20 protein-coding genes are annotated in these 24,395 nt (G+C 69.8%); 3 read left to right on the forward strand and 17 right to left on the reverse strand.

Going from position 1 to position 24,395, the window contains the following annotated elements:
• Positions 1 to 80: 80 nt before the first annotated feature.
• The 6 genes from ABYF38_RS04400 to serS all read right to left on the reverse strand — a co-directional run bounded on the left by ABYF38_RS04400 (position 81) and on the right by serS (position 7,388).
• Entirely contained in the window at positions 81 to 830 is a 750-nt protein-coding gene (locus ABYF38_RS04400) for a type 1 glutamine amidotransferase (RefSeq protein WP_371152926.1), read from the reverse strand.
• The gene (locus ABYF38_RS04405; RefSeq protein ID WP_371152927.1) at positions 827 to 2,479 is read right to left on the reverse strand and encodes a MurT ligase domain-containing protein; all 1,653 of its coding nucleotides are present in this window, start codon (positions 2,477 to 2,479) and stop codon (positions 827 to 829) included. The genes ABYF38_RS04400 and ABYF38_RS04405 overlap by 4 nt, the downstream gene beginning before the upstream one ends.
• Positions 2,480 to 2,549: 70 nt before the next feature.
• Positions 2,550 to 3,155 carry an NYN domain-containing protein gene (locus ABYF38_RS04410; RefSeq protein ID WP_371152928.1) on the reverse strand — a complete coding sequence of 202 codons (606 nt, stop codon included), beginning with the start codon at positions 3,153 to 3,155 and terminating at the stop codon, positions 2,550 to 2,552.
• Positions 3,156 to 3,669: 514 nt separating this feature from the next.
• Entirely contained in the window at positions 3,670 to 4,998 is a 1,329-nt protein-coding gene (locus ABYF38_RS04415) for an AGE family epimerase/isomerase (RefSeq protein ID WP_371152929.1), read from the reverse strand.
• A 205-nt stretch (positions 4,999 to 5,203) separates the two neighbouring features.
• A complete protein-coding gene (locus ABYF38_RS04420) occupies positions 5,204 to 6,115 on the reverse strand; it encodes an HAD family hydrolase (protein ID WP_371152930.1) in 912 nt (303 codons plus the stop codon).
• 1 nt (position 6,116) lies between these two features.
• A complete protein-coding gene (serS, locus tag ABYF38_RS04425; protein WP_371152931.1) occupies positions 6,117 to 7,388 on the reverse strand; it encodes a serine--tRNA ligase in 1,272 nt (423 codons plus the stop codon).
• Positions 7,389 to 7,543: 155 nt separating this feature from the next.
• On the opposite strand from serS, the gene ABYF38_RS04430 reads away from it, so the two are divergent.
• Positions 7,544 to 8,920 (forward strand): alpha-amylase family glycosyl hydrolase, encoded by a 1,377-nt coding sequence (locus ABYF38_RS04430; protein ID WP_371152932.1) that lies wholly within the window; start codon positions 7,544 to 7,546, stop codon positions 8,918 to 8,920.
• Between the two features lie 72 nt (positions 8,921 to 8,992).
• Here ABYF38_RS04430 and ABYF38_RS04435 read toward each other — a convergent pair whose 3' ends face one another.
• The 6 genes from ABYF38_RS04435 to ABYF38_RS04460 all read right to left on the reverse strand — a co-directional run bounded on the left by ABYF38_RS04435 (position 8,993) and on the right by ABYF38_RS04460 (position 15,342).
• Positions 8,993 to 10,492 carry a hypothetical protein gene (locus ABYF38_RS04435; RefSeq protein ID WP_371152933.1) on the reverse strand — a complete coding sequence of 500 codons (1,500 nt, stop codon included), beginning with the start codon at positions 10,490 to 10,492 and terminating at the stop codon, positions 8,993 to 8,995.
• A gap of 365 nt (positions 10,493 to 10,857) precedes the next feature.
• The gene (locus ABYF38_RS04440; protein WP_371152934.1) at positions 10,858 to 12,009 is read right to left on the reverse strand and encodes a diacylglycerol/lipid kinase family protein; all 1,152 of its coding nucleotides are present in this window, start codon (positions 12,007 to 12,009) and stop codon (positions 10,858 to 10,860) included.
• Between the two features lie 11 nt (positions 12,010 to 12,020).
• Positions 12,021 to 13,082, reverse strand: coding sequence for a prephenate dehydratase (gene pheA, locus ABYF38_RS04445; protein ID WP_371152935.1), 1,062 nt, complete (start codon positions 13,080 to 13,082; stop codon positions 12,021 to 12,023).
• 55 nt (positions 13,083 to 13,137) lie between these two features.
• On the reverse strand, positions 13,138 to 13,947 hold the full coding sequence (locus ABYF38_RS04450) for a glycosyltransferase (RefSeq protein WP_371152936.1): 810 nt from the start codon (positions 13,945 to 13,947) through the stop codon (positions 13,138 to 13,140).
• 165 nt (positions 13,948 to 14,112) lie between these two features.
• Positions 14,113 to 14,967, reverse strand: coding sequence for a DUF5926 family protein (locus ABYF38_RS04455; RefSeq protein WP_371152937.1), 855 nt, complete (start codon positions 14,965 to 14,967; stop codon positions 14,113 to 14,115).
• Between the two features lie 27 nt (positions 14,968 to 14,994).
• The gene (locus ABYF38_RS04460) at positions 14,995 to 15,342 is read right to left on the reverse strand and encodes a rhodanese-like domain-containing protein (RefSeq protein ID WP_371152938.1); all 348 of its coding nucleotides are present in this window, start codon (positions 15,340 to 15,342) and stop codon (positions 14,995 to 14,997) included.
• A 134-nt stretch (positions 15,343 to 15,476) separates the two neighbouring features.
• Between ABYF38_RS04460 and pgm the strand changes: the two genes are divergently transcribed.
• Both pgm and ABYF38_RS04470 read left to right on the forward strand, forming a co-directional pair.
• Positions 15,477 to 17,147 carry a phosphoglucomutase (alpha-D-glucose-1,6-bisphosphate-dependent) gene (pgm, locus tag ABYF38_RS04465; protein WP_371152939.1) on the forward strand — a complete coding sequence of 557 codons (1,671 nt, stop codon included), beginning with the start codon at positions 15,477 to 15,479 and terminating at the stop codon, positions 17,145 to 17,147.
• Between the two features lie 205 nt (positions 17,148 to 17,352).
• A complete protein-coding gene (locus ABYF38_RS04470; RefSeq protein WP_371152940.1) occupies positions 17,353 to 18,444 on the forward strand; it encodes an App1 family protein in 1,092 nt (363 codons plus the stop codon).
• A 52-nt stretch (positions 18,445 to 18,496) separates the two neighbouring features.
• On the opposite strand, the gene ABYF38_RS04475 is transcribed toward ABYF38_RS04470, so the two are convergent.
• The 5 genes from ABYF38_RS04475 to ABYF38_RS04495 form a co-directional block, all read right to left on the reverse strand.
• Positions 18,497 to 19,528 carry a VIT1/CCC1 transporter family protein gene (locus tag ABYF38_RS04475; protein WP_371152941.1) on the reverse strand — a complete coding sequence of 344 codons (1,032 nt, stop codon included), beginning with the start codon at positions 19,526 to 19,528 and terminating at the stop codon, positions 18,497 to 18,499.
• A 154-nt stretch (positions 19,529 to 19,682) separates the two neighbouring features.
• A complete protein-coding gene (locus tag ABYF38_RS04480) occupies positions 19,683 to 21,131 on the reverse strand; it encodes an ATP-binding protein (protein WP_371152942.1) in 1,449 nt (482 codons plus the stop codon).
• A 339-nt stretch (positions 21,132 to 21,470) separates the two neighbouring features.
• Positions 21,471 to 22,715, reverse strand: coding sequence for an AAA family ATPase (locus ABYF38_RS04485; protein WP_371152991.1), 1,245 nt, complete (start codon positions 22,713 to 22,715; stop codon positions 21,471 to 21,473).
• A gap of 140 nt (positions 22,716 to 22,855) precedes the next feature.
• Positions 22,856 to 23,572, reverse strand: a complete 717-nt coding sequence (locus ABYF38_RS04490; protein WP_371152943.1) for an SOS response-associated peptidase — start codon at positions 23,570 to 23,572, stop codon at positions 22,856 to 22,858.
• 4 nt (positions 23,573 to 23,576) lie between these two features.
• The gene (locus ABYF38_RS04495; RefSeq protein ID WP_371152944.1) at positions 23,577 to 24,395 is read right to left on the reverse strand and encodes a trimeric intracellular cation channel family protein; all 819 of its coding nucleotides are present in this window, start codon (positions 24,393 to 24,395) and stop codon (positions 23,577 to 23,579) included.

Raw genomic sequence — 24,395 nt, forward strand, 5'->3', positions numbered from 1 at the left:
GAGCGCACCGAGCCCCGCCACGCAGCCAGGCCCAGCAGTGGACCCGCGCAGCCATGCCGCCACGCCGCCGCGCGGACGCGCTAGAGCTTGACCTTGGCCGCCGCCGCGCGCTCGGCGCGCAGCCGCTGCTGCAGCTCCACCTCCACGGGCGCCAGGTCTGCAACGCCCACCCCGAGAGCGCGGGCCAGCAGCGCGTCAGCCAGCTGAGGGTTGCGCGCCAGCACCGGGCCGTGCGCGTAGGTGCCCAGCACGGAGCCCGCAATGGCCCCGTCCAACCGCCCGTCCGTGGCCCCGTCCTTCGCGCCGTTGCCCCACCCGGACAGCACCTCGCCCAGCGGCGCCGCGTCCGGCCCCAGCTCGGTGCGGCCGCCGTGGTTTTCAAAGCCCAGCAGAACGTCGTCCACTGCCCAATCCGCAAGCAGGCTGGAGGGCTTGACCGCCAGTTCGCCGATCATGCGCGACCCGCTCGGGGTGGTGCGCGCGTCGATCAGGCCGCAGCCCTGCACGCGGCGGCCCTCGGCGTCGGTGAACCACTCCCCTAGCACCTGCAGGCCGGCGCAGATCGCCAGCACCGGCGCGCCGCGCTCCACGGCGCGGGCCAGGCCGCCGTCGGCCAGCAGGTGGGCAGCCGCCAGCGACTGCGCCACGTCCTCCCCGCCACCCAGCGCGTAGATGTCCAGGGAGTCGGGGATCGGCTCGCCGTAGTGGACCGTGAGCACCTGGGCGTCGTGCCCGCGCGCCCGCGCCCGGTGCGCCAACACCACCGCGTTGCCGCTGTCACCGTAGGTGCCCAGCAGGTCCGGCAGGATCAAACCAATGCGCAGGGTCATCGCCGCGCCTCCTCGCTCTTCTCGCCGCCGCTGACCTCCGGCTCCCCACCGGTCACCGCGCTCTCGCAGGCGGCCCCGGCCCCGGAAGCGCCCGTGCGGGCCGTCAGGGTGGCCCCCGCGCTGCCCGTGGGGGTGAAGTAGCCGGCCAGGGTGAGCTCGCGGTAGTAGTCGCGGAAGGCCGTGTAGTTCAGCAGCCCCTCCACGGTGCCGTTGGGGCAGCAGGCCACGGCCTGCGCCGGGGTCTCCACCACCCTGTGCGGGATGCCCGCGTAGGTCAGGCGCACGGAGAGGTCGGCCACGCGCTCGCCGCACGCGATCACGGGACCGCCGGCGTCCGCGTAGCACTTGACGGCGGTGAAGTCCACGTCCCACAGCCAGGACAGGTCCTCCCCGTCCGGGATCTGCCCGTTGACGGCCAGCAGCACCGAGTCCGCGTCCGGGTTGAACATGCTCATCGACTCCTGCCAGCCGGCCGGGTTCTTCGCCAGCAGCAGGCGCACCTCGCGGCCGTCCACGCGCACGCTCGAGTAGCGCCCGGCCACCTCCCGCAGCTCGGCCAGCACGGCCGCCGCGAGCGCACTCTGCGCGCCTAGCCGCACCGCCGCAGCCAGGGCCTGGGCGGCGTTGGCCTGGTTGGCGCGCCCGGGCAGGTTGAGACGCACCTTCACCGCTACGGCCTCATCCGTGGACGACGCTCCACCCGCGCCCCCCTGCCCCCCGACCGCAGCGAGGTCAGGCCGCGTGATCGGGGCGGCGGGAGAGGCGTCGTCCATCCCGCCCAGCAGGGAGCGCTCCAGGCGCACCACAAACTCGCTGCCGCTGGGGGTCTCGGTGCCGCGCTCCACCCACACCTGGGGGCGGGGGCGCACGAACTCGGCTACGGGCACCTGGCCAGGTCCGGTCTGCACGGCGGCGCCCTCCAGGGCGGGGGCGGCGTACCAGTGCTCGCCGTCGCGCAACACGGGCGTGCCGGTGCGCGGGCTGGTGACGGAGTCCAGGTTCCAGCCCGTCCCGGCCGCCACCCAGGTCACGCGCCCGGAGTCCCAGGCGGCGGAGGCGATCAGCGGGTCGTCCGCGTTGGCGATCACGTGCGCGTCCGGGCAGGCGTTGACGGCCTCGCGCAGGCGCTGCTCGATGGTGCCGATCTCCCCCACCCGGTCCAGCTGGTCGCGCGACAGGTTCAGCAGCACCAAGGCAGCCGGCCTGGTGGCCTTGGCGACCATCGGCAGGTGCATCTCGTCCACCTCCAGCACCGCCAACGGGGCGCGCGGGGCGGCCATGAACGCCGAGGCGATGCCGTCCAGCATGTTGTCGCCCCCCGAGTTGGTGGCCACCTGGCCGACGCTGCTGAGCGCCGCCGCGATCATGCGCGTGGTGGTGGACTTGCCGTTCGTGCCGGTCACCAGCACCACGCGCCGGCCCCGGGCCAGGCGCTCCAGCAGGTGCGGGTCAAGACGCAGGGCCACCTTGCCGCCGATCATGCCGCCCGAGCCCACCTTCAGCGTGCGGGAGAGGTACTTGGCGCTGTTGCCCAGGAGCGTGGCTAGGCGGGTGCGCGCCGGCAGAGGTGGGAGACCTGCGGCTGCGCTAGCTGTGTGGCTGGACGGCGGCGGGGCTTGCCCGCCTCGGGGCGCGCTGCGATGGGTCATGCCCCAAGCCTAAAACGCTTCCCGGGCGCGGGCCGCCTTAAGGCGGGGCGGGCGGTGGAACGTCGGACCTTCAACGAGTCTGAGGGTTTGCGCAAACGCACTGCCTGAAAACCTTGCGTGCCTTCCCAAGCTCTCCCCCGCTAAGGCGCCCTCCACCTTGCAGTCTTGCGATTGCTCCTACAAACGGGCGGTCAAACTCGCTGGGAATCTTGCCCGTGCTCTCGAGCTGGGCTCGTAGCTGCTCCAGACGCCTGGCGTCAACCTGTGCGATCAAACTGGCAGCCACCCTGCGAGCACTCTCGTCGAGTTCCTCCCCAGTGACGATTTCCAAATCGACCTGTATGCGACTGGCCTCAGGTTCAGGCTGACCGGCACAGACACGCGACCGAGCCTCCGGCTGCACGCTTTGCCCAACTGCACTGTTCTCCGGGGCAGGCTCCAGGTGATTCTTGAGCCATTCCTCGGGGAGGACAGCCACGGTGTCTGCCTCGTGCCGCAAGGTTCGACTCATGTTCCTCGCTATATTGCCGGCCCCAAGCAAGTGGACCCTCAGACCGAACGATTGCGCCAGACTCACCGCGATTCGAATGTCCTCATCCCCGGACACAACCACGGCGTCGCTGATCGCTCTGTTTCGTGCCAACTCAACCAGGTCAGTAACAATCAGGGTGTCCACGCCCTTCTGCTACCCGGCCCCGTTTATGACTCCCAACCGAAGCTTAAGAGACGGGAGAACGGCGAGCTCCGCTTGAGCTGCGGTTAACTCAACTCCCGGAACGGCGTCATACCAGTATGTGCGCAGGATCTTTGCACCATCACATAGCTTCTCGGCCTCATGCACTAGGGACCTGATGCACTCTGCAGGATCGGTGAGTCTGAGCCGCCTGCGCTCTACGGCCTCCCCGAACGCTGCACTGCTTCCGGCCGCGAAGAAGTATCCCGCGTCAACGAGCAGCGCATACCCGTCCACATCGCCCCCAGGCAGAAAGAAGAATAGGCCCCTCGAGAGGGGCCATAAGTCGGGCGCGTAGTTCATAACGCCCAACTGCCAGCAATCCTAACTGTGGCTCTGTACTCCTTGCAAGACGCAGACATCCCCTGTGGATAAGTCTTGTTTGCGCACCGGTAGCTGTCGGGTACCTTTCAGGTACCCGACAGCTACCGGGCGTCACAGAGAGAAAGCCGGATAGCTAGAACCAGCGACGCTTCTTGCGCTCCTCCTGCTTCACGCACCATTCCGTCTCATCCAGCATCCCGGCCGCCAGCGCGCTCGCGAAGGAAGGCGCCAGGGACAGGCGCGGCATCAGCATCGCCTGCAGCGCGTGGTAGATGTCAGGCTTGCCCTCCCACGTGCCGGTGGACAGGCGGTTGTCCGGGCCAAGCTCGTGGATCCAGGCGCCCGGGCGCTCGCGCACGAACTCCTCCACGTAGTCCAGCCACGAGCGGTAGCAGTGCGTGTAGTGCTCCACGCTGCCCTGGCCCGCGCCGTCGTCCAGCAGGGCGCGGCGCAACGCGGCGGACGCAGCGATGCCCTCGGCAACCACCCAGTGCATGCGCTGACGCACCACGGGGGCGCCGTCGAAATCCGTGGTGTAGATGAAGCCGGGCGCCCCGTCCACGCGCCAGCCGTCCGTGCGGGCGGTCTCAAACAGCTCCTCCGCGGCCGGCAGCAGCCAGTCGGGGGCCTCGATGTCCGCCACCCGCAGCGCCGCGCGCAGCTGCACCAGCAGGCGGGACCACTCCAGGGCGTGCCCCACGGTAGCGCCGTACGGGCGGAACGGGTCGGCCGGGTAGTCGCGGTTGTACTCCAGGTCCACCTGGTACTGCTCGGTGTAGTGCTCCGGGATGCGCCAGTTGTGGGCACGGGCCTCCATGTTGATCACCCGGTCGGCGATCCGCAGGGCGCGGCGCAGCCACACGTAGTTTCCCGTCACGTCCGAGGCCGCGATGTACGCCTCCACCGTGTGCATCGCGGCGTTCGCGCCCCGGTAGGGCTCGCACTCCGTGTAGTCGCGGTTGTAGGACTCCCGCACCATGCCCGCGTGGTCGTCCCACCAGTGCTGCTCCTGGTCCAGCAGCGCCTGCTCCAGCAGGTCGTGGGCACCCGGCCGGTTCGCCGCAGTCGCGGACGCGGCGGCCAGCACCACGAAGGCGTGGGCGTAGGCGCTCTTGCGGGCCCCGCCCTCCCCGATCGGCACACCGTGCCCCGAATCCAGGGTGGGAGAGATGGAGCTGAACCAGCCGCCGTGCTCGTGGTCGCGGAAGACCGTGCGCAGCACGCGCACGCCGTGGTCAGCAAACCGGCGCGAACCCGGCAGGCCCAGCATGGCCCCCAGACAGTAGGCGTGCGTCATGCGGCACTGGATGTAGAGCTCCAGTTCCTTTCCCGGCATCGGGTTTCCCTTGGAGTCCAGGTAGCCGAACCCAGCATCCAGGCGGGAGGCACGGCCAAACTCCAGCAAGGCCCGCGCCTCGTCTCCTAGCCAGCGCACGTGTTCCGTTGCGTTGAACCAGCTCATCGATCCTCCTTGATCGCACCGAGGCGCCGCGCGTCCACGCAGCGACAACTTAGGTTAGCGTGACCGCCCCCACATTCGGAAAATCTTGGAGGTGCAAATGTGGGGGAAATTGGGCGCGGACCAGGAGGGGAGCCTCCGGCGCGCCCGGCGCTAGGCGGCCGGCACTAGGCAGCCCACGCCCGCCCGCGCCCGGCGCACTCGCCCGCTACCGCTCCAACAGGGACTGCAGCACCAGGGCAGCACCGTCCTCACCAACGGGGGCGGTGACGAAGTCGGCCGCGCCGCGCACCACCGGGGAGGCCTGGCCCATGGCCACGGAGAACTCCGCCCAGTCCAGGATTTCCAGGTCGTTCATGCCGTCCCCGATGGCCACGGTGGCGTGGCGGGAGATGCCCAACTGCTCGCGCAGCGTGTCGCAGCCGGTGGCCTTGTTGATCCCCGGCGGGGTGAGGTCCAACCAGGACTCCCAGCCGATCGCGTATGAGACGGACTCCAGACCGATCGCCTGGATGCGGCGAGAGAACTCGCTGACCTCCATGCCGCGCGCCACCATGACCACGCGGCTGACCGGGTCGGCACTCAGCTCCTCGAAGGGCACCACGTTGATCGCGTCGGCGAACTCCTCGAACGGCCAGGGGCGGTTGGCCTTCATGCCGCCCTCGCCGGTCTCGGTGGCGAAGAACGCGTCCGGGACGGCCTGGCGCAGCTTCTCCAGGGCGGCACTCGCGTCGTACAGGTGCTCGGTCAGCACGGTGAAACCCGTCTCGCCCTCGCCGCGCTCCCCCGTCAGGCGGGCCGTGAGCGCCCCGTTAGAGCACACGGCCCAGCACTGGGTGTGTCCCAGCAGCTCGGCGGCCGCGCGGATACCGCGCGGCCCCCTCCCGCTGGCCAACACCAGCCTGGTCCCGGCGGCCCGGTGCGCCGCGAGCGCCTCCCGGACAGCGGCAGAGACGGCCTGGTCGTGCCCCAGCAGGGTGCCGTCGATGTCCAGGCAGATCATCAGCTCCGGCCCTGCCGCTGGCAGGGCGCGCGGCAGGGCCCGCCGGATGCGCCCCCGCCACTCCCGGGCGCTCAGGTCGCTACGAGCCCCCAGGTCGTGCAGCTGGTCCGCACTCACCTCAGGCCTTGGGCTCCAGCACTTCCAGCCCGCCCAGGTAGGGACGCAGCCCCGCAGGGACGCGCACGGAGCCGTCCGGCAGCTGGTGGTTTTCCAAGATCGCCACGATCCAGCGCGTGGTGGCCAGCGTGCCGTTCAGGGTGGCGACGGGCCGCGTGCCGCCCTCAAAACGCTCCCGCACTCCTAGGCGGCGCGCCTGGAACGTCGTGCAATTCGAAGTAGAGGTGACCTCCATGTAGCGCTCCTGGCTGGGCAGCCAGGCCTCGCAGTCGAACTTGCGGGCGGCGGAGGTGCCCAGGTCACCGGCGGCAACGTCGATCACCCGGTAGGGCAGCTCCACCTTGGCCAGCATCTCCTGCTCCATGGCCAGGAGCTTCTTGTGCTCCTCCTGCGCGTCCTCGAGGCGGCAGAAGGAGAACATCTCCACCTTGTTGAACTGGTGGACGCGGATGATGCCGCGCGTGTCCTTCCCGTAGGAGCCGGCCTCGCGGCGGTAGCAGGAGGAGTAGCCGGAGTAGCGGATCGGTCCGTCGCTCAGGTCCACGATCTCGTCGGCGTGGTAGCCGGCCAGGGCGACCTCGCTGGTGCCGACCAGGTAGAGGTCGTCGGCGGGCAGGTAGTAGATCTCGTCGCTGTGCTCGCCCAGGAAGCCGGTGCCGCTCATGACCTGCGGGGAGACCAGCGTCGGGGTGATCATCGGGGTGAAGCCGTGGGCGAGCGCCAGGTCCTGCGCGCAGGCCAGCATGGCCATCTCCAGGCGGGCGCCCAGGCCCTTGAGGTAGTAGAAGCGCGCCCCGGATACCTTGGTGCCGCGCTTGGTGTCGATGGCGTCCAGGCCCTCGCCCAGTTCCAGGTGGTCGCGCACCCGCTCCACGCCCTCCGCGGCGAAGTCGCGGATCTTGCCGACGTGCTCCAGCACCACGTAGTCGTCCTCGCCGCCCTCGGGGGCACCCTGGATCAGGTTGGGCAGCTGGCGCAGCAGCTTGTCCGCCTCGGCCCCGGCGGCGTCGGCCTGCGCCTCTGCCTCCTTCACGGCCGCAGAGAGTTCCTTTGCGCGGGCCAGCACGGCGGGCCGCTCCTCCGGGGAGGCCTTGCCCACGGACTGGGAGACTCGCTTCTGCTCGGCGCGCATTTCCTCGAAACGGGTGAGGGTGGCGCGGCGGGTTTCGTCAGCCGCCAGGATCTGGTCCACCAGGGCCTCGTCGGCGCCACGGGCGCGCTGGGAGTCACGGGCAATCTGGGGGTTTTCACGCAGAGCACGCAGGTCGATCATGGGATAAGCCTAGCCCGGGGCCACTTCATCCCCGGACCGCCCACACTGCCGCCAGCAAACTAGCGCCAATCAGTGATCCACGGCACAATGGGAGCGGGTCTGGTGCCGCCCGGCGCCCGGTCCACAGTCTTAACAGCGAGGGAGCTGCATTAGTAATGAGCTGGGTTGACAGCACGTGCTTCTGGCACGTCTTTCCCCTTGGAATGGCTGGTGTTTTGCACGGGCCGCGCACCGACAACCCCGATCCGGGCGGCCTGGACATAGTTTCCTCGTGGCTGGACCACGCCAAGGGCATTGGCTTCAGGGGCCTGCAGTTGGGCCCGATCTTCGCCTCCACCTCCCACGGCTACGACACGGTGGACCACTTCCGTATCGATCCGAGGCTGGGGGACGACGCCGCCTTCGGCCGCCTCGTGGACGCGCTGCGTTTTCGCGGCATGCGCCTGCTGCTGGACGGCGTGTTCAATCACGTGGGCGCCCAGCATCCGTGGGTGGAGGACGTGCGCCAGCAGGGCCGCGACTCCGAGTTTTACGACTTCTTCCACGTGTCCTGGAACGTCGCCACTGGCGAGGGCCCGTACTTCCACAACTTCGAGGGGCACCCGGACCTGGTGACGTTGAACCTGCGCAACCCCCGCGTGCAGGACTACATAGTGGACGTGATGTGTCACTGGATGGAGCGCGGGGTGGACGGCTGGCGCCTAGACGCTGCCTACACGCTGGACCCTGCCCCGCTGCGGGCAATCGTGGAGCGCGTGCGTTCGCGCTTCCCGGAGGCCTTCATTTACGGGGAGATGATCCACGGCGACTACGGCCAGTTCGTGGAACGCAGCGGCGTGGATTCTGTGACGCAGTACGAGCTGTGGAAGTCGATCCGCTCCTCGCTGCGCGACCGCAACCTGTTCGAGCTGGAGTGGAACCTGCGCCGCCACAACGCGATGCTGGACCACTTTGTGCCGGTGACGTTCGTCAGTAACCACGACGTCACCCGCATCGCCTCCGCCCTGCCGGACCCGCGCGACGCCGCGATCGCGGTGGCTGTGCTGCTCAGCGTGGGCGGCACCCCGCTGGTCTACTACGGGGACGAGTACGGCCTGGAGGGTGTGAAGGAGGACCGCCCCGGCGGGGACGACGCGGTTCGCCCCACCTTCCCGCCGCCGTGGGACTTCCACCCGCGCCCTGAGCAGGATGCCGCCGCCGGCCTGCACTACCACCTGCTGCGCTGGCGCTCTTCCCACCCGTGGGTGAACACCGCCCGTACGGAGGTCCTGGAATTGACCAACCAGTCTGCGGTGGTGGCGATTCGCCCGGGTGAGCGCCCGGAGGGGATTTGGGGGGACGACGACGCCCTCCCGGCCGCCCCCAGTGGCGAGGCCCGCTTGGCTATCAACCTGAGTGACGAGATTGTGGAGTTGCCGGTGCCGGGTGCCACGCACGTGGAAGCCGGGACTCACTCACAGGTTTTGGGGAGTGGTTCTTTGGCTCGAGTCCGGTTGGCTCCTCACGGTTGGGCGCTGTTGGCGGTGGAGTAGCCGCCAGACGTGGTGGGGGGTGGCCCAGCCTGCCGGCTGGGCCACCCCCCACGTTGCTTGAGTTCGGCTGCCCTACAGGTTCGGGGAGTTCAGCTCAGCCATCGCGTCGAAGAAGGCGATCAGGGTGCCCACCAGCGGCGAGCCTCGCCCGATCTCCACCAGCGTGTCGGCGCCGCCGAAGATGAGGGACAGCGACGGGTCGGCGCCGCTCATCAGGGAACCCACGCTGGCCAGCGTCGACTCGCTGGCGCCGAGGGTGAACAGGTTCAGCGCGCTAGAGGTAGCGGAGATCCGCCAGCCACCGTCTTCCTGAACAGTGAAGATGCCAAAGCGCTCAGGGTGGGCCACGCGGTCGTTCAGGTCGAGCTCGCCCTCCAGGATGCCGTCCTCGGTCGCAGTGATTGCGGCACCGTCGTACTGGAGGCGGTAGGCGCCCCGCTTACCGGGGAAGCCGCCCTTGAAGTCTACGACGGTGGAGCCCAGGGAGACGATGGCGCCGCCATCCACCTCGGTGGAGGTGAGCGCCCAGGTGATCTCTGCCCCGTTCAACGCGGAGATCATCTCTTCCACGCCGTGCGCGTCACCGAAGTTGGGCTTCGCAACCGTTTCACTGAGCTGCTCCAGGGCGGATGCGCCGTAGATGGCTGCGCGGCGGCGCTCGGCGAGCGGCAGGTAGCGGATCACGTCCTCGGCAGCGAAGTCCTGCGGCTGGCTGACCTTAGTCAGGGCCTCGACGAAGCGCTGCACGGCCTCCTCGGGAGTACCTGCGTCGGACTTAATGTTCAAATAGTCGGCCTGGTAGTTCGGGACGATCCCGCTGCTGGCTGCGGTGGACTCGTCCTGGCTCAGGCTCGGGGAGACGTACCAGCGTCCGTCTTCGCGCACCGCCATCAGGGCGAGGGCCGCGCCGGAATTGGTGGCCTCGTTAACCACGTCGATCTGGGTGCGCTCGCTCTTGAACTCCTGCCCAACCTGAGACAGGGCCAGGTTCTCCATCGGGGTGATCTTGTCCCCGCGAGCGGCGCGCCAGCGCTCGGCCAGCTCGTTGCCGAGCTCCGACTTGACCTCCAGGTCGATCTTCCAGGTGTTGATGTTGATCTTGGCCAGGTCGTCGGTGTACTTCTCCACGCTGGTCTCCAGCGTGTTGTCGTGCACCACGATGTGCTTGCCGTAGGCGCGCAGCGCGTCCGTGCCGACCAGCTCATCCACCTTGAACAGGTCCCCGACCACGTCCTGCACCTCCACCGCGTTCGCCATGTCCGCCGGCGAGATGAGGCCGGACAGGGCCACCAGGTCGGACTTCTCGATGGCGGCATCCAGGCTGGAAACCAGCTCCTCGGGGCTGGAGGCGCCGGTGCTGTTGTGGGCAAAGGTCATGTACCCGGCCACGGAGACCGCCGCGACGCCCGCCACCAGGCTGGCTGCGGCGGCCGCCACCAGGCCCTTGCGGTAGGGGCGCTTGGCGGGTACCGGTGCGGCGAGTGCCTGGGGCTGTGCTGCGTAGCCCTGCGGGGCTTGCCCCATCGGCTGGGGCGCGGGGAACTGACCGGGAGTGGGAGTCTGCGAAGACATTGGGAGACCTCATCTACCGAAAACGTTTACTCATCGATCGTATTACCTGGCCCCCGGGCCGCAACCGGTAGTCGAGTGTCTGTGCGCTCACCCCCGCATGGGGCAGGCAACTCACACGTGCGCGTCCTAGCCGCGCCGCCCAACGCGCACCCTCGCGCCGCCCAGCGAGCACCCTTGCGGTGCCCAGGCGCGTCTAGCGCGGTCCGGACGCGCCCACCGTCCCCCAAGCTCGCAAATGTTGCAACGGGGTACATCCGGCCGCTTGGTGCCATGGCACCGGTCGGTCGTATGTACCCCGAACTCGCTCTTGTACGCTCGGGGGCGCCGGGCCACCCCGACGGGAAACCACGCCGCCAGCTTGCCGACTAGGGGACGCGCACCAGCAGCGCCCCGCGCTGCAGCCGGGCGTGCAGGGCCACGGCCCGCCCCAGGTAGTCGCCGTCCACCTGGGTCGGCTGCGGGGAGCGCAGCCGCAGGGAGAGCGTGCGGGTGCGGCGCATGATCATGTTGGCCAGCGCCCCGGTCACCGCCCGGCGCGGCCCGATCCCCCGGGTCATCACGCCGCCGGCCAGGGCCATCCAGCCCACCGGCCCGGCGGCGGTGTCCACCGCCACCACATCCAGCCAGCCGTCGTCCAGCTGTGCGTCGGGCACCAGCTGCACCCCGCCCTGCAGCCGCCCGCAGTTGGCGATCAGCACCGAGCGGGCGGCCAGGTTCTCCTGTTCCCCGGCGCCGAGCTCCAGGCGGGCGCGCATGCGCTTGCCCCACAGGTGCCTGGTACTGGCTAGCACGTAGGCCATCCACCCCACCCTGTCCTTCAGGCCATCGCCCACGGACTCCATGACGGCGCCGTCAAATCCGACCCCGCTGATGACCAGGAAGGGCTGGATGGTGCGGGTGGTGGTGGCCGGGGCGGGCGGAAACGCGGGCTCCACGTCGAAGCCAGGCTCCACGCTCTGCTGCCCGGCGTCCTCCGTGACGTCTGCGGCCAACCAGCCCACGTCCATGCGGCGGTTGTGGCCGGTGAAGGCCACCCGCAGCTGCTCGGCCAGGGAGGACAGGGGCAGTTCCAGGTTGCGGGCCAAAAGGTTGCCGGTGCCCTGCGGCAGGATCGCCATGGGCACCTCGCTGCCGGCCAGTCCGGCGGCCACCGAGCGGACGGTGCCGTCGCCCCCGACGGCCACGACCACGCTCGCCCCGGCCTCCACTGCCTGGCGGGCCTGGCCGGTGCCCGGGTCCTCCACGGTGGTCTCCAGCCAGACGGGCTCTGCCAGGCCCGCGTCCATGGCGGTGCGCAGCACCAGGGCCTCCAGCTCTTCGGTGCGCTCCAGCTTGGACGGGTTGTGGATGACGTAGGGGCTGCCTGCTGCCCGGACCTGCGGGGCCGGGGCGATCCCCTCCTGGCCCTTGCCGCCGCGCAGCTCACCGCGCAGGCGCAGCGCCACGGCCAGTGCCACCAGTCCCGCCGCCAGGCCGGCCAGGGCCACACCGAGGGCGATCCAAGTCACCGCTTCCATCCGTCGCCCTCCTAGTGGCTCGCCTTAGCCTGGTCGACGCTCCCCCCGGCCACATCGCCCACCGCGCCGCTACTAGCAGGGCCGCCACTAGCGGCACCGCCGGCATCTTGCGTCGCGCTGTTCCCGGTGGAGCCGGCCAGCCGCCCCACGATCCGGGACACCCAGGCCCGGGCCGCCACGAAGTCGGCGTCCAGGGTGCCCGGCAGCGGGATGGCGGGCACGCCGTCGGCCTTCGGGTAGGAGCCCAGGAACTGCACGCGCGGGCTGACCCGGTGCAGGCCCAGCAGGGCGGCCTGGACGCGTTCCTCGGCCGCGTGCCCGTCGATGTCGATGGAGAAGGCGTAGCGGCCCAGGCGGTCGCCCACAGGGCGGGACTCGATGCGAGACATGTTCACGCCGCGCGCGGAGAACTGCTCCAGCATGTTCAACAGCGCACCGGCCTCGTTGTCCCCCAGCTGCACCATGAGGGTGGTCTTGTCCGCCCCCGTCGCTGGGGGCAGCGCGGCGGGGCGGCCCACCCGCACGAAGCGGGTACGCGCATCGGGGTTGTCGGCGGCGTCGTCGGCCAAAATCTCCAGGCCGTACTTTTGCGCGCTCAGCGCGTTGCACAGGGCGGCCTCGTATCCGGGGTGGGGCTGGCCGGGCGCCAACAGTTCGGCGGCGGCGGCCGTGGAGGTGGCCGGCAGGTGCACGGCGGAGGGAATGTTGGCCGCCACCCACTTGTGGCACTGTGCCCACGCGTGCGGGTGGGTGGCCACGCGGCGAACGTCCTGCAGGCGCGTGCCCGGCCGGGCGGCCAGCACGAAGCTGATCGGCACCACCATCTCGCGGTTGATCCACAGCTCGTCGCCGGCCACCAGGGCGTCCAGCGTCGCGTTCACGCCGCCCTCGATGGAGTTCTCGATCGGCACCACCGCGTACCTGGCCCGCCCCGAGCGCACCGCCGCGAGCGCGGCCGGCACCGAGGAGCAGGGCAGGTCGGTGTCGCCGTATGAGGCCACCTGGCGCAGCGCCATCTCGGTGAAGGTGCCGTGGGGGCCCAGGAATGCGTAATCCACCTCGGGCGTGTCCATGCTTCTCCTTCACCGCCGCGCCTACACCTGCGGCACAGACTAGCGGCAGCGGCGCCTATCGGCCGGACTTGCCCATGGAGTCGATCCGGAAGGGCTGGCCCGGCTTGGCGCCCGCCTGGGCGCGCATGCGGGCGGCCAGCGGCGGGCGCACCCGGAACAGGCGGCGCGACCACATCGCGGCCAGCACGTCCCGCAGGCGGCTGAACCGGGAGGAGCGGCCCAGGCCGGCGCGGCGCGTGGTGGGCACGTCGCACACGACCTCCTGCACCGACAGGCCAGCCATCAGCATGTCCACGGTCATTCCCGGCTCCAGGCCGCCGCCCTTGGAGAAGGGCAGGGCGGCGGTGGCGGCCGCGCGAGTCATGCACCGGTGGGGGCTGAGCGGCTGCTCCGCCACGAACCCGGTCAGGCGGGCCATGCCGCGCCGGGCGCTGACCTCGGCGCGTCCCAGCGCGGGGGCGTCGGAGGAGATGGCGATGGCGCAGTCCACCTGCCCGTCCAGCACGGCGGTGACGGCGGGGGTACATTCGGCGGCCGAATCGCCCAGCCAGGCGTCCATCAGCAGGATGTGACGCTCGGGGTGGCCGGGCACGTCGCGCATCGCCACGACCTTGATACCGGTCTCGGTGGCCGACGCCTTGCCCCTGTTAACGGAGTGGCGCACCACCACGGCGCCGGCGCTGCGGGCCGCGTGCTGGGTCTTGTCGGTGGAGCCGTCGTCCACCACCACTACCAGGTCGACGGCCGGGATCGCGCGGCAGGCCCGCACGGTGGCGGCGACCACCGGGGCCTCGTTGTACGCAGGAATGACCACTGCGACGCGCTGATCTGCGTGCGCGCCAATTGCTGCCTGCGTTAGCTCCACGCCCCCTACCTTAACGCCGCCGGGCAGGGGCGGCCCACCGGCCATTATTTCTATTTGGTAGCAAAGCGCCCGCGAGGCGGGGAGGGCGGCGATTTGCCTGCACCCTCCCCGCCTCGCGGGGACCGATTTGGGGGACGACGCTGCCGCGCCGCGCCCCTGTTTTGCTTAGCGCAGCGTGACCTGGCGGGAGACCATGCCGGCGCGGGCGCGGCGGGCGTCCGCAGACAGCGGGGAGTCGTCCTTGAGGGCCTCCTCCAGGCGCTTGGCGAGCTCGGCCAGGGGCGCGGCCACGCCCTCGGCGCCGGTGCCGTCGGCCAGCTCCCACACCGGGACCAGCACGCCGTAGGAGCGGAAGGCGCCCACGAAGCGGGTGCCCTCACCCAGGTTGCACTTGCCCTCGGCCTGCAGGCGCGCCAGGGCGTCCCACAGCTCGTCCTCGTCGCCGGGGTAGACCCAGCGCACGAACTCGTGGTTCATGGAGCACCAGAAGGCACCCTCCACGCCGGCCACCCGCTCGGAGGGGACCATGCCCTGCGCGGACTCCTCTAGCGCCTTTTCCAGCTCGGCGGTGCGCTCGGCGTCCTCCTCCAGCCAGAAGGAGAAGTCCTTGTGCAGCTCGGCGGCCACCGGCACGGCCGGGTCCAGGATGTCCTGCAGGCGCGCGCCCGGCTCCAGCAGGCCCAGCGTGCCCACCAGGTTGCCCGGCTCCAGCTCCAGGCCGGCCTCGATGGCGGCGGCGTAGTCACGCGAGACGTCGCCGGACTTCGCCTGCGTCTGCATGCCGATCAGCAGCATGCCGTCCTGGCGGCGCAGCGCCGGGGCCATGTTCGGCAGCACCGTCACGAACAGGACGTCCTGGCTGCCGTAGTCGGCGTTGGTGCGCAGCTTCGCGGAGGCGGCAGGCAGCAGCTCGCGCATCGCCACCAGGTCGGCCTCGCCAGACAGGCCCTCGAAGGGGCGGTCCACGTAGGCAACACGGGCGCGCTTGGGCGCCCCAGACTTGCGGTTCTTCTTACCCATGACGCACAGCGTAGCGGCCTGGGGCCCTCAGTCCACGCGCGGGACGTCGCCGTCCTCGCTCACCAGCGGCAGGCCCGCCTCGGCCCAGGCCACCATCCCGCCGGCCAGGTTCAGGGCGTCGATCCCGTTCTCCGCCAGCATCTTGCAGGCGCGGGAGGAACGGCCCCCGCCGTGGCAGACGATGATCAGCTCACCCTCGGGCAGGTCGTCCAGGGCGTCGGCCAGCTCACCGGAGGGGATGTGGATGGCACCGGGGGCGTGCCCGGCCTCCCACTCGTCGTCCTCGCGCACGTCGATCAGCGTGTAGCCCTCCGGGACGGGGGTGTCGAAGTCCAGCATGTCGACGGTGATGTCACCAGAAACAGGAAGAGTCATGCCGCCACCATAAGCACGGCCGCCGCGCCACCCCAAGCTCGAGACGGCAGTTTTCTTTAGCCACCAGCGGAAGCCCAAATAAAACAGACCAGAGGGCCCACAGTTAGCCCCATCACAGTGAGAAAATTGGGCCCATGCACGAACGAGCAGGCACACGAGCCCTTCCTGAAGACCTAATCGACGTAGACGCGCTCCTCACCGCGTACTACGAAATCGAGCCGGACCCCACGGACCCGAACCAGCAGGTCGTGTTCGGCACCTCCGGCCACCGCGGCTCCTCCCTGGACGCCGCCTTCAACGAGGCACACATCGTCGCCATCACCCAGGCGATCATCGAGTACCGCCGCCTGCAGGGCACCACCGGGATGCTCTACATCGGCTGCGACACCCACGCGCTCTCCGAGCCGGCCTGGGCCACCGTGGTCGGTGTGCTCACCGCCGCCGGCGTGACCATCGCCGTGGACGCGCGCGGCTCCTTCACCCCCACCCCCGCCGTGTCCCACGCGATCCTGCGCGCCAACGGCGCCGGCTCCGCCCAGGGCGTGCGCGTGGAGGGCCCGGACCGGGCCGACGGCATCATCATCACCCCGTCCCACAACCCGCCCCGCGACGGCGGCATCAAGTACAACCCGCCCCACGGCGGCCCGGCTGACACCGACGCCACCAAGTGGATCGCGGCACGCGCCAACGAGCTGCTGGCCGGCGACTGGAAGCAGGTGCCCCGCCTGGCCCTGCCGGCCGCCCAGGAGAGCGAGTACCTGGTGCGCCACGACTACCTGTCCGCCTACGTGGAGGACCTGGTCAGCGTGGTGGACCTGGAGGCGATCCGGGCCGCCGGCGTGCGCATCGGCGCGGACCCGATGGGTGGCGCCTCCGTGGACTACTGGGGCGCGATCGCGGAGCGCTACGGCCTGAACCTGGACGTGGTCAACCCGACCGTGGACCCGCAGTTTGGTTTCATGACGCTGGACCGGGACGGCAAGATCCGCATGGACTGCTCCTCCCCCTGGGCGATGGCCTCCCTGCTGGAGCGCATGCAGGGCCCCGAGGCGGCCTACGACATCGCCACCGGCAACGACGCGGACTCCGACCGGCACGGCATCGTCACCGCCGACGGCCTGATGAACCCCAACCACTTTCTGGCCGTGGCCATCGAGTACCTGTTCGGCCACCGCCCCGGCTGGCCCGCAGACGCGGCGATCGGCAAGACCCTGGTGTCCTCCGCCCTCATCGACAAGGTGGCGGCCTCCCTGGGCCGCAAGCTGCTGGAGGTCCCGGTGGGCTTCAAGTACTTCGTGCCCGGCCTGCTGGACGGCTCCGTTGGTTTCGGCGGCGAGGAGAGCGCCGGCGCCTCCTTCCTGCGCGGAGACGGCACCGTGTGGTCCACGGACAAGGACGGCATCATCCTGTGCCTGCTGGCCTCCGAGATCACGGCGGTGACCGGCAAGACCCCGTCGCAGCACCACGCCAAGCTGGTCTCCCGCTTCGGGGAGTCCCACTACGCCCGCATCGACGCCCCGGCCACCAAGCCGGAGAAGGCCAAGCTGGCCACGCTCTCCCCGGAGAACGTCACCGCCACCACCCTGGCCGGCGACGCGATCACGGCCCGCCTGGTCAACGCGCCCGGCAACGACGCGCCCATCGGCGGCCTGAAGGTCACCACCGAGGCCGCCTGGTTCGCCGCCCGCCCCTCCGGCACCGAGGACGTCTACAAGATCTACGCAGAGTCCTTCCGTTCCGCCGAGCACCTGGCCCAGGTGCAGGAGGAGGCCAAGCAGGTGGTTTCCGCCGCCCTGCAGGCCTAGCCGCCGCTCTCACCGCCCGGCCCCTTATCCGGGCCACCCGCCCCGTCCACATGACCGCCCGCCCGGCGGGAGGCACCGGACCGTGGGCACACGTGATGGCCGACGCTCCACCCGCCGCTCTTTTCGCTGCGGCCGGTGGGGCGTCGGCCATTCTCACGCGCCCGGGCGCGGAGGAAGAAAAGCGCGCGAGGCTAGGATCGGGGCCATGAGCAACCGGAACCTTGGCGCGCGCCTGGAGGACCAACTCAACCGGCGCGGCGTACACATGCTGCGCCAGGTGGGTTGGCGTCCCCGCATCATCGGCTACGAGTCCTACGGCAGCGTCGACAAGGCCCGCGTGCTGGCCCGCGTGCTCATGGCCAAGCCCGGCAGCCCCCTGGAGGGAACGCTCATCAACGAGCTGCCGGACCCGGCCGCGCCCCTGCGGGAGATCGGCGAGGCCACGGTGCGCAGCCTGCGCCAGGCCCAGCGCGGCTGGCGCCAGTTCATCGGCTCCGCCGTGCCGTTCTACCCCGTCACGATCACGCTCGGGCAGGCGCGGATGGAGGCCAGGGCGGACCGCTCCGGCATCATCGACCTGGTGGTGCGCGACCACCAGCTCCCGCCCGGGCTGCACCACGCCCTCATCGAGGGGCCCGCCTCCGAGCCGGTGGAGACGGAGATCCACGTGGTGGACCCGGCGGTGCGCTTCGGGGTGGTGTGCGACATCGACGACACGGTGATGGTCAGCCACCTGCCCCGCCCCCTGGTGGCCTTCTGGAACGGGTTCGTCAAGTACACCGACACCCGCGAGGCCGTGCCCGGCATGCCGCAGCTGCTCAGCCACCTGGAGGCGGCCAACCCGGCCTCGCCCATGATCTACCTGTCCACCGGCGCGTGGAACGTGGTGCCCACCCTGCGCTCCTTCATGCTGCGCCACGGCATCCCGCTGGGCCCCATGCTGATGACCGACTGGGGGCCCACCAACACCGGCTGGTTCCGCTCCGGCCAGGGGCACAAGCGCACCCAGCTGCGCCGCCTCATGCTGGACCTGCCGCAGATCAAGTGGCTGCTGATCGGCGACGACGGCCAGCACGACCCGATCATCTACAGCGAGGTGGCCCGCGAGCACTCGGAGAACGTGCACGCCATCGCCATCCGCCAGCTCACCCCCTCCCAGCAGGTGCTCAGCCACCTCAGCCCGGCACCGCTGGAGGTCTACGGACCGGACTCCGTGCTGGCCGCGCCCGTGCCTCAGCTCTACGGGGCGGACGGCTTCGAGCTCAGCGAGCTGCTGGGCGCCCTGCCGCAGCCCTGACCGCCACGCCGGGGGTGACCGTGCTCGGGGCGGCGGGTGGGACGTCGGCGGCCTAGACCGACACGCCCAGCAGGGCGCCGATTCCCCAAGTGGCGGCCATGGCCAGTAGACCGCCTACCAGCAGGCGCACCACCGCGCGGCCCTTCCCGGCCTCGCCCAGGTGGGCGCTCACCCACCCCGTCAGGGCCAGGGCGACCAGCACGGAGACGAAGGTGACCGGGACCCGCACCCACGTGGCCGGGGCCAGCCACACCGCCACGATCGGCAGCAGCGCCCCCAGGGTGAAGGAGATGGCAGAGGAGATCGCCGCGCTCCACGGGTTGACCAGGGCTTCTTGATCGATGCCCGTCTCCAGGGCGAGGTGGGCGGCCAGGGCGTCCTTGGCGGAGAGTTCCTTGGCTACCTGCATGGCCGTGGCGGCTGAGACGCCGCGTTCCTGGTACATGCGGGCCAGCTCCGCCAGCTCGCCCTCCGGGTCTGCGGCCAGCTTGGCGCGCTCGGCGGCGACGATCGCGGCCTCGGAGTCGCGCTGGGAGGAAACGGAGACGTACTCCCCGGCGGCCATGGAGAAGGCGCCAGCCAGTAGGCCCGCGACGGCGGCCAGCATGATGGCGGTGGTGTTGGCTGGGTCGTAGGCGGCCACGCCGATGACCAGGCCGGCCACGGAGACGATGCCGTCGTTTGCCCCCAGCACCGCCGCGCGCAGCCAGTTCAGGCGGGCCGTGAGGGCCGAGCGCGCCGACTTGCCGTTGCTCTCGGTCCCTGCGAGGGCTTCTGCCTCACGAGCGGGCGCGGTGGGATTTGGCCCTGCGGCCGCGTCGGATTGCGGCGCAGGCGCGGGCGTTACGGGCGCTAGCCTTGCGGGCCCGGCCGCCCCGAGCGTGGGCGCCGCCCCCTTGCTGGCCGCGAGCGGGGTGGCCGACGTTGCCGCCGGGCCGACGCATCGAGCGGCCGCCTCGCCACCGGCGCAGGCGCAGCGCCGGGCGCGCGAAATGCGCAGGGCCCGGGCGGTGGGGCAGCCGGGGTGTGCGGGCAGCGCGGCCCGGCTGCGGGAGGCGCTAGGAGAGGTCAGCTCGATGTTCATACCCCCACGCTAGGGGCCTTAAGAACGCAAAGATAGGAAGCCCATCCTTCGCTAGGTCAGGCTGGCCTACATGTCACAAATCCGCTATTTTCCGGGCAAAACAGGACATCACACCGAACTTAACACTTAACTTCACGCGGTGTTATGTTGAGTGTTAAGTTGCCCATCCCTGGCGGACCATGCGGTAACGCTGCTTGGGACTACGCGGGGGCTCGGTTGCTTCCACCACCCCAGCATCTATCAGCGCCCTGAGCGCCTTTTGCACGCTTGTCCTACTCAGCCCGAACTTGTCGACCAGGTCGGAAGTTGTTGCGCTCTCATACTCCACCAGGTGACCGCGCACCAACTCCTGCGCGGATGCATACCGCTCCAGCGGTGCCACCCGTCGACGTCGGAACGTGATCGTAAAGCTGGTCACTGAGTTACTGATCTCTGGCGGCGGCAGCAGGGCCTCCGCTAGTGCCGATCGGATCGCGGCTATCCCGGTCCCCCTGTTTTCAGCCACCGGACCGCCGCCTGCAAATGAGATTGACTCCAGGAAGGTGGAAAGACGCTGGTTTCGACTGGTGCTTACCCCAGCCTTCCCAAGCGTCTCCACCGTAACCGCCCCGTAAAGCCCGCCCGGATTGGTGATCTCCAGCCGGTCCACAAACATGTTCACCTGCACCTGCGCGCCGCGCACCTCCGGCGAGTAGTCCCGGTGCATGAGCGCGTTGACCATCGCCTCCCTGACCGCCACTAACGGATAGTCGGGCAGCTCGGTGCGAAAGGCCTCGCCGATCAAGCCGGCTGTGCGCATATTTCGCCGCACAGCGTCTACAGCGGCCTCCACCAGCTCCGGGATTGGCCCGGTGAACATGGCGCTATCCAGGAGCCGCACTCCCTCTGCGACCTCGCCACGATCAGTTCCAGGGAACAGAGCGAAGCTAACGGCCAGGCGCGGGAAGAACTGTTGGGGGTATTCCCCCAGCGCGAGGAGGGCGGCGAGCGTTGGCCGCCCCTGCTTGGTCACCCGCAAGCGCTCACGGGCCACCTCTACACCATCGGCAAAGGTCCGCCTGCGAATCTCCCTTTGCCCATCCAGGAATCGTCCTAGGGCCACCTGGTCCAGATCGGAAATCTCAGCATCCTCAATCGGCTGCTCATCCCAGAGCGGCTGAGAGCGCTCTTCCAGCAATCGGCTGACTTCGTAAGTCGTCATCCGCCGATCACCGTCACCGCTTCGCAAGTAGGAGCCGTTGTATTGCCCCTGGTCAACGACGTAGCAGGGCTTTAGCCGCGGCTCCACCTCGTGAATCCGCGCAACGAGGACGGCTTGCCCCTCGAACGGCACAATCTCCACATCCGGGCGTACTACGGGTTCCAGTTGGCCACAACGAGCCGCTAGCTGATCCCTAGCCTGCACGGCGTCAAACCCCGGCACCAGCGCAAAGCCATCTGCCTCTGACAGTCCAACAAGTAGAGTTCCACCGGAGGCGTTGGAAAACGCGCTCAGGGTCTCCCTGACCCCCTTGCCGACGCCCGACTTCACCTCGATCCGCTGCTGATCAGTTCCAACCAGGCGCAGCTTCGAGACCAAGTCAGCTAGTTCTGCGGGTTCCATACGTTCCCCCCATCGCTCGCAACTTAACACCCAACATAACACTTAACTTCACACGGTGTTATGTTGAGTGTTAAGTTCGGTGTCAAGCTCGAGCTTGCGGGCGCCGGGGCGCGGCAGTAGTTGGCCAGTAGATGCCACGGACGGGAGGCGGGCCAGCACGAGTGCGGTCGACTAGACCTGCGCAAATGCTGCAACGGGGTACATCCGACCGCTCGGTGCCATGGCACCGGCCGGTCGCACGTACCCCGACCGCACGCTTGTACGCCCGGGGTAACGCGCCACCAGCCGCCGATGTTGCACAAGGGCGCGTCCTTTGTATCCGGCCGCGGCCCCGGACGCCTAACTGGGGGCACCGGGGCGCGGCCAATCGGAGGTCAGATAGGCCTCCACCGCCCGGCGCCTAAAGCCGTAGGCCGGCCCCCGACTGATGAGGCCACGAACGATGTCCAACCGCTGCGCGGATGGGCCAGCGGCGCTGGATGACTTGAATCCCGCTGCGGCCGCGATCTCCTTCAGAGTGCGCCGCTCAGGCTCAACCTCGCCCATCGCCTCTAGGAACTCGCGCTCCCTGGCCGGCAACCGGTCAAGGATCCGCAGCACGTGCGCTTCGGCCTCGTGGGCCACCTCCGCCCACCCCGCATAGACGTCATCGACGGTGATCAGGTCACTAGCCCCAGCGAACCAAGCCCCCTGACCGGCCAGCTGGAACAGGAAGGGTTCTCCGCACGCCAACTCGACGATGGCGCCCTGCGCCTGCGGAGTCATGAATACGCGATCCAGCCCTCCGTCTTGGTTGGGCACCGGCCAACCTTCCGAGACGAAGGGCTGAAGCGCGGCCTCCAAGTCCCCATCGGAGATGGATGACAGGTTGACCACCTGGAAACGGCGAGCAAAAGTGGCACCGGTCCTTGCCCCGGCCAGGTCAGCAAACTCCGGCAGACCCGAAAGATAGACAGCGATCGGCAGCGCACGGTTAATCAACATTCTGCCGGGCGCCTCAACCTGTTCCTCGTGAGAGAGTGCGTCCCCCAGGGCGATGAGGAGCTGCGAGAGCGCGTTCTCATCGCCGATGTTCTGCACCTCGTCGATGTGGATGACCACCATCGTGTCTCCCCTGCGGAGCGCTTCGCGCCCTACTTCAACGAGGAGCTCGGTCAGGGCGACGTGAGGCTCGGGCGCCTCTCCCTGCCGGAGTGAGAGCGATGCTCCCGCCACGGCCACGCTTTCCACGCGCCTTAGCGTCGCGGCAATCCGATCCTCTCTGGCTGCTGCCAAAGACACGCTCTCCGCCAACCCGAGCAAGGCGGCCGCCAATCGCTTGAGCGGGTCGGCCCCTGAGGCCATACGCAACTGCGGGGTCACCCAGTCGCCGCGCGACTGCGCGTCCTGGCAAATGCGGCGCACCAGCGCGGATTTGCCCGTACCGGCCTCTCCCAGAATGGTGCGCCCCCGCTCGTGGACTCCCAGCAGGCGACGGGGCCGCAACACGTCCCTCCAGTCGGCCAGCTGGGAGACTCGGCCCGCCCACACCTGGGGCACGGTGTCAGAGCCGGGACTGAACGGCGAATCTATAGCGCGACGCATGTTGATAATTTTATCAAGCATGTACCGGCATGATAACTTTATCAACGGGGTGAGGTCTTGATAATTTTATCAACGCTCTCCCGTCGGCTCCGGCCACGACTCCCGCCGGTTCCGGGCCGGGCCGGGCTCGGGCCCAATAGTTAGACCGGCGCCAGCAGGCCCGGGTGGTTGTTGCGCACGTTGCCCACGCCCGCCCCCACGGCGCACGCCTCCAGCAGCGCCGGGGGCAGGCAGTCCAGCAGCCCGGCCGCCTCCCCCGCGCTCAACTCGCCCGGTGCCAGCCACTGCCCGCGCAACTGCGCCGGCACCACCACCGGCATGCGGTCGTGGATGGGCGCCAGGTGCTCGGTGGCCGCGCGCGTCAGGATCGTAACCGTGTGCAGCCAGCGCCCCGCCTCCGGCCCGGCCGGGTAGCGCCAGGACTCGTACAACCCGGCCAGCGCCAGCGGCGCCCCGGACGGGTCGCTGATGAAGAAGGGCTGCTTGGCGGCGCCCGCCCCCGCGCGCCCACCGGCCACGCCGGCCGCCCCCGCCCGCCACTCGTAGTAGCCGCAGGCAGGCACCAGGCAGCGTCGCGCCCGCAGCGCCGCCGCGAAGGAAGGCTTGTGCGCGGCGGTCTCAGACCTGGCGTTGATCATCCGCGCCCCGATTGCCGGGTCCTTGGCCCAGGAGGGCACCAGCCCCCACCTGGCCTGGCGCAGCTCGCGCACCCCGTCCCCGGCCACGCGCACCAGGTTCACGGCCTGCGTGGGGGCAACGTTCCAGGAGGGCGGCAGGAACGGGTCGGCCACCCGCTCGACCCCGAACTCCTCGATGAAATCGGCGTCCGTCATGAACATGGCAAAGCGGCCGCACACCGCGCTACTCCTTGCTGGGGGCGGCGGGCGGAACGTCGTCCACGGGCTCGAAGGCGGGGGCGAAGATCCCCTCGCTGCCCTCGCGCGGGTCGGTCTGCATGCCCCGGCGGGCGGCGCGCAGGCCGCGAATCGACCGCAGGCCGCGCACGGACCAGCCGCGCTGGCGCAGCTTGCCGATGTACTCGGGCAGGGAGAAGTCCTCGCGGGGCAGCTGCCAGCGCCGCCAATGCGCCACCACGGTGAAGACCGCGCCCACCACGGTGGCCACGAGCATGCCCACCATGTCCGCGTCCAGGTAGTAGAACAGCACCATGACGGCGGAGGCGGTGATGGCCGGGACGGCGTAGAGGTTGTTGCCGCCAAAGACTTGGGGGACCATGCCGGCGCAGACGTCGCGCAGCATGCCGCCCCCGACGGCGGTGATCAGGCCCAGCATGATCGCCGGCATGATCCCAAACCCCACCGAGAGGGTCTTGATGGCGCCGGTGGCGGCCCAGGTGCCGAGCACGATGCCGTCGGCCACCACCAGCAGGCGCCCGGCCCAGCGGGACTCGAAGCGGAACAGCATGGAGATGGCCGCCCCCACCAGGGCCACCCCGATGTAGTACGGGTCGGTCAGGGCGAAGGGAGGGCCGGCCTGCAACAGGGTGTCTCGCACCATGCCGCCCGCCATCGCAGACATGATCGCCAAGATGGCAAAGCCAACCGCGTCAAAGCCCTTCTGCCGGGCGATCCGCCCGCCCAGGATGCCGTTGAGCAGCACCCCGGTGAGGTCGATGGCGCGGAACAGGTCCGGCAGGTGCGAGTTGAGGGTAGAGAGCAT

The organism is Buchananella sp. 14KM1171 (genome assembly GCF_041380365.1).
GTDB classification, from domain to species: Bacteria; Actinomycetota; Actinomycetes; order Actinomycetales; family Actinomycetaceae; genus Buchananella; species Buchananella felis.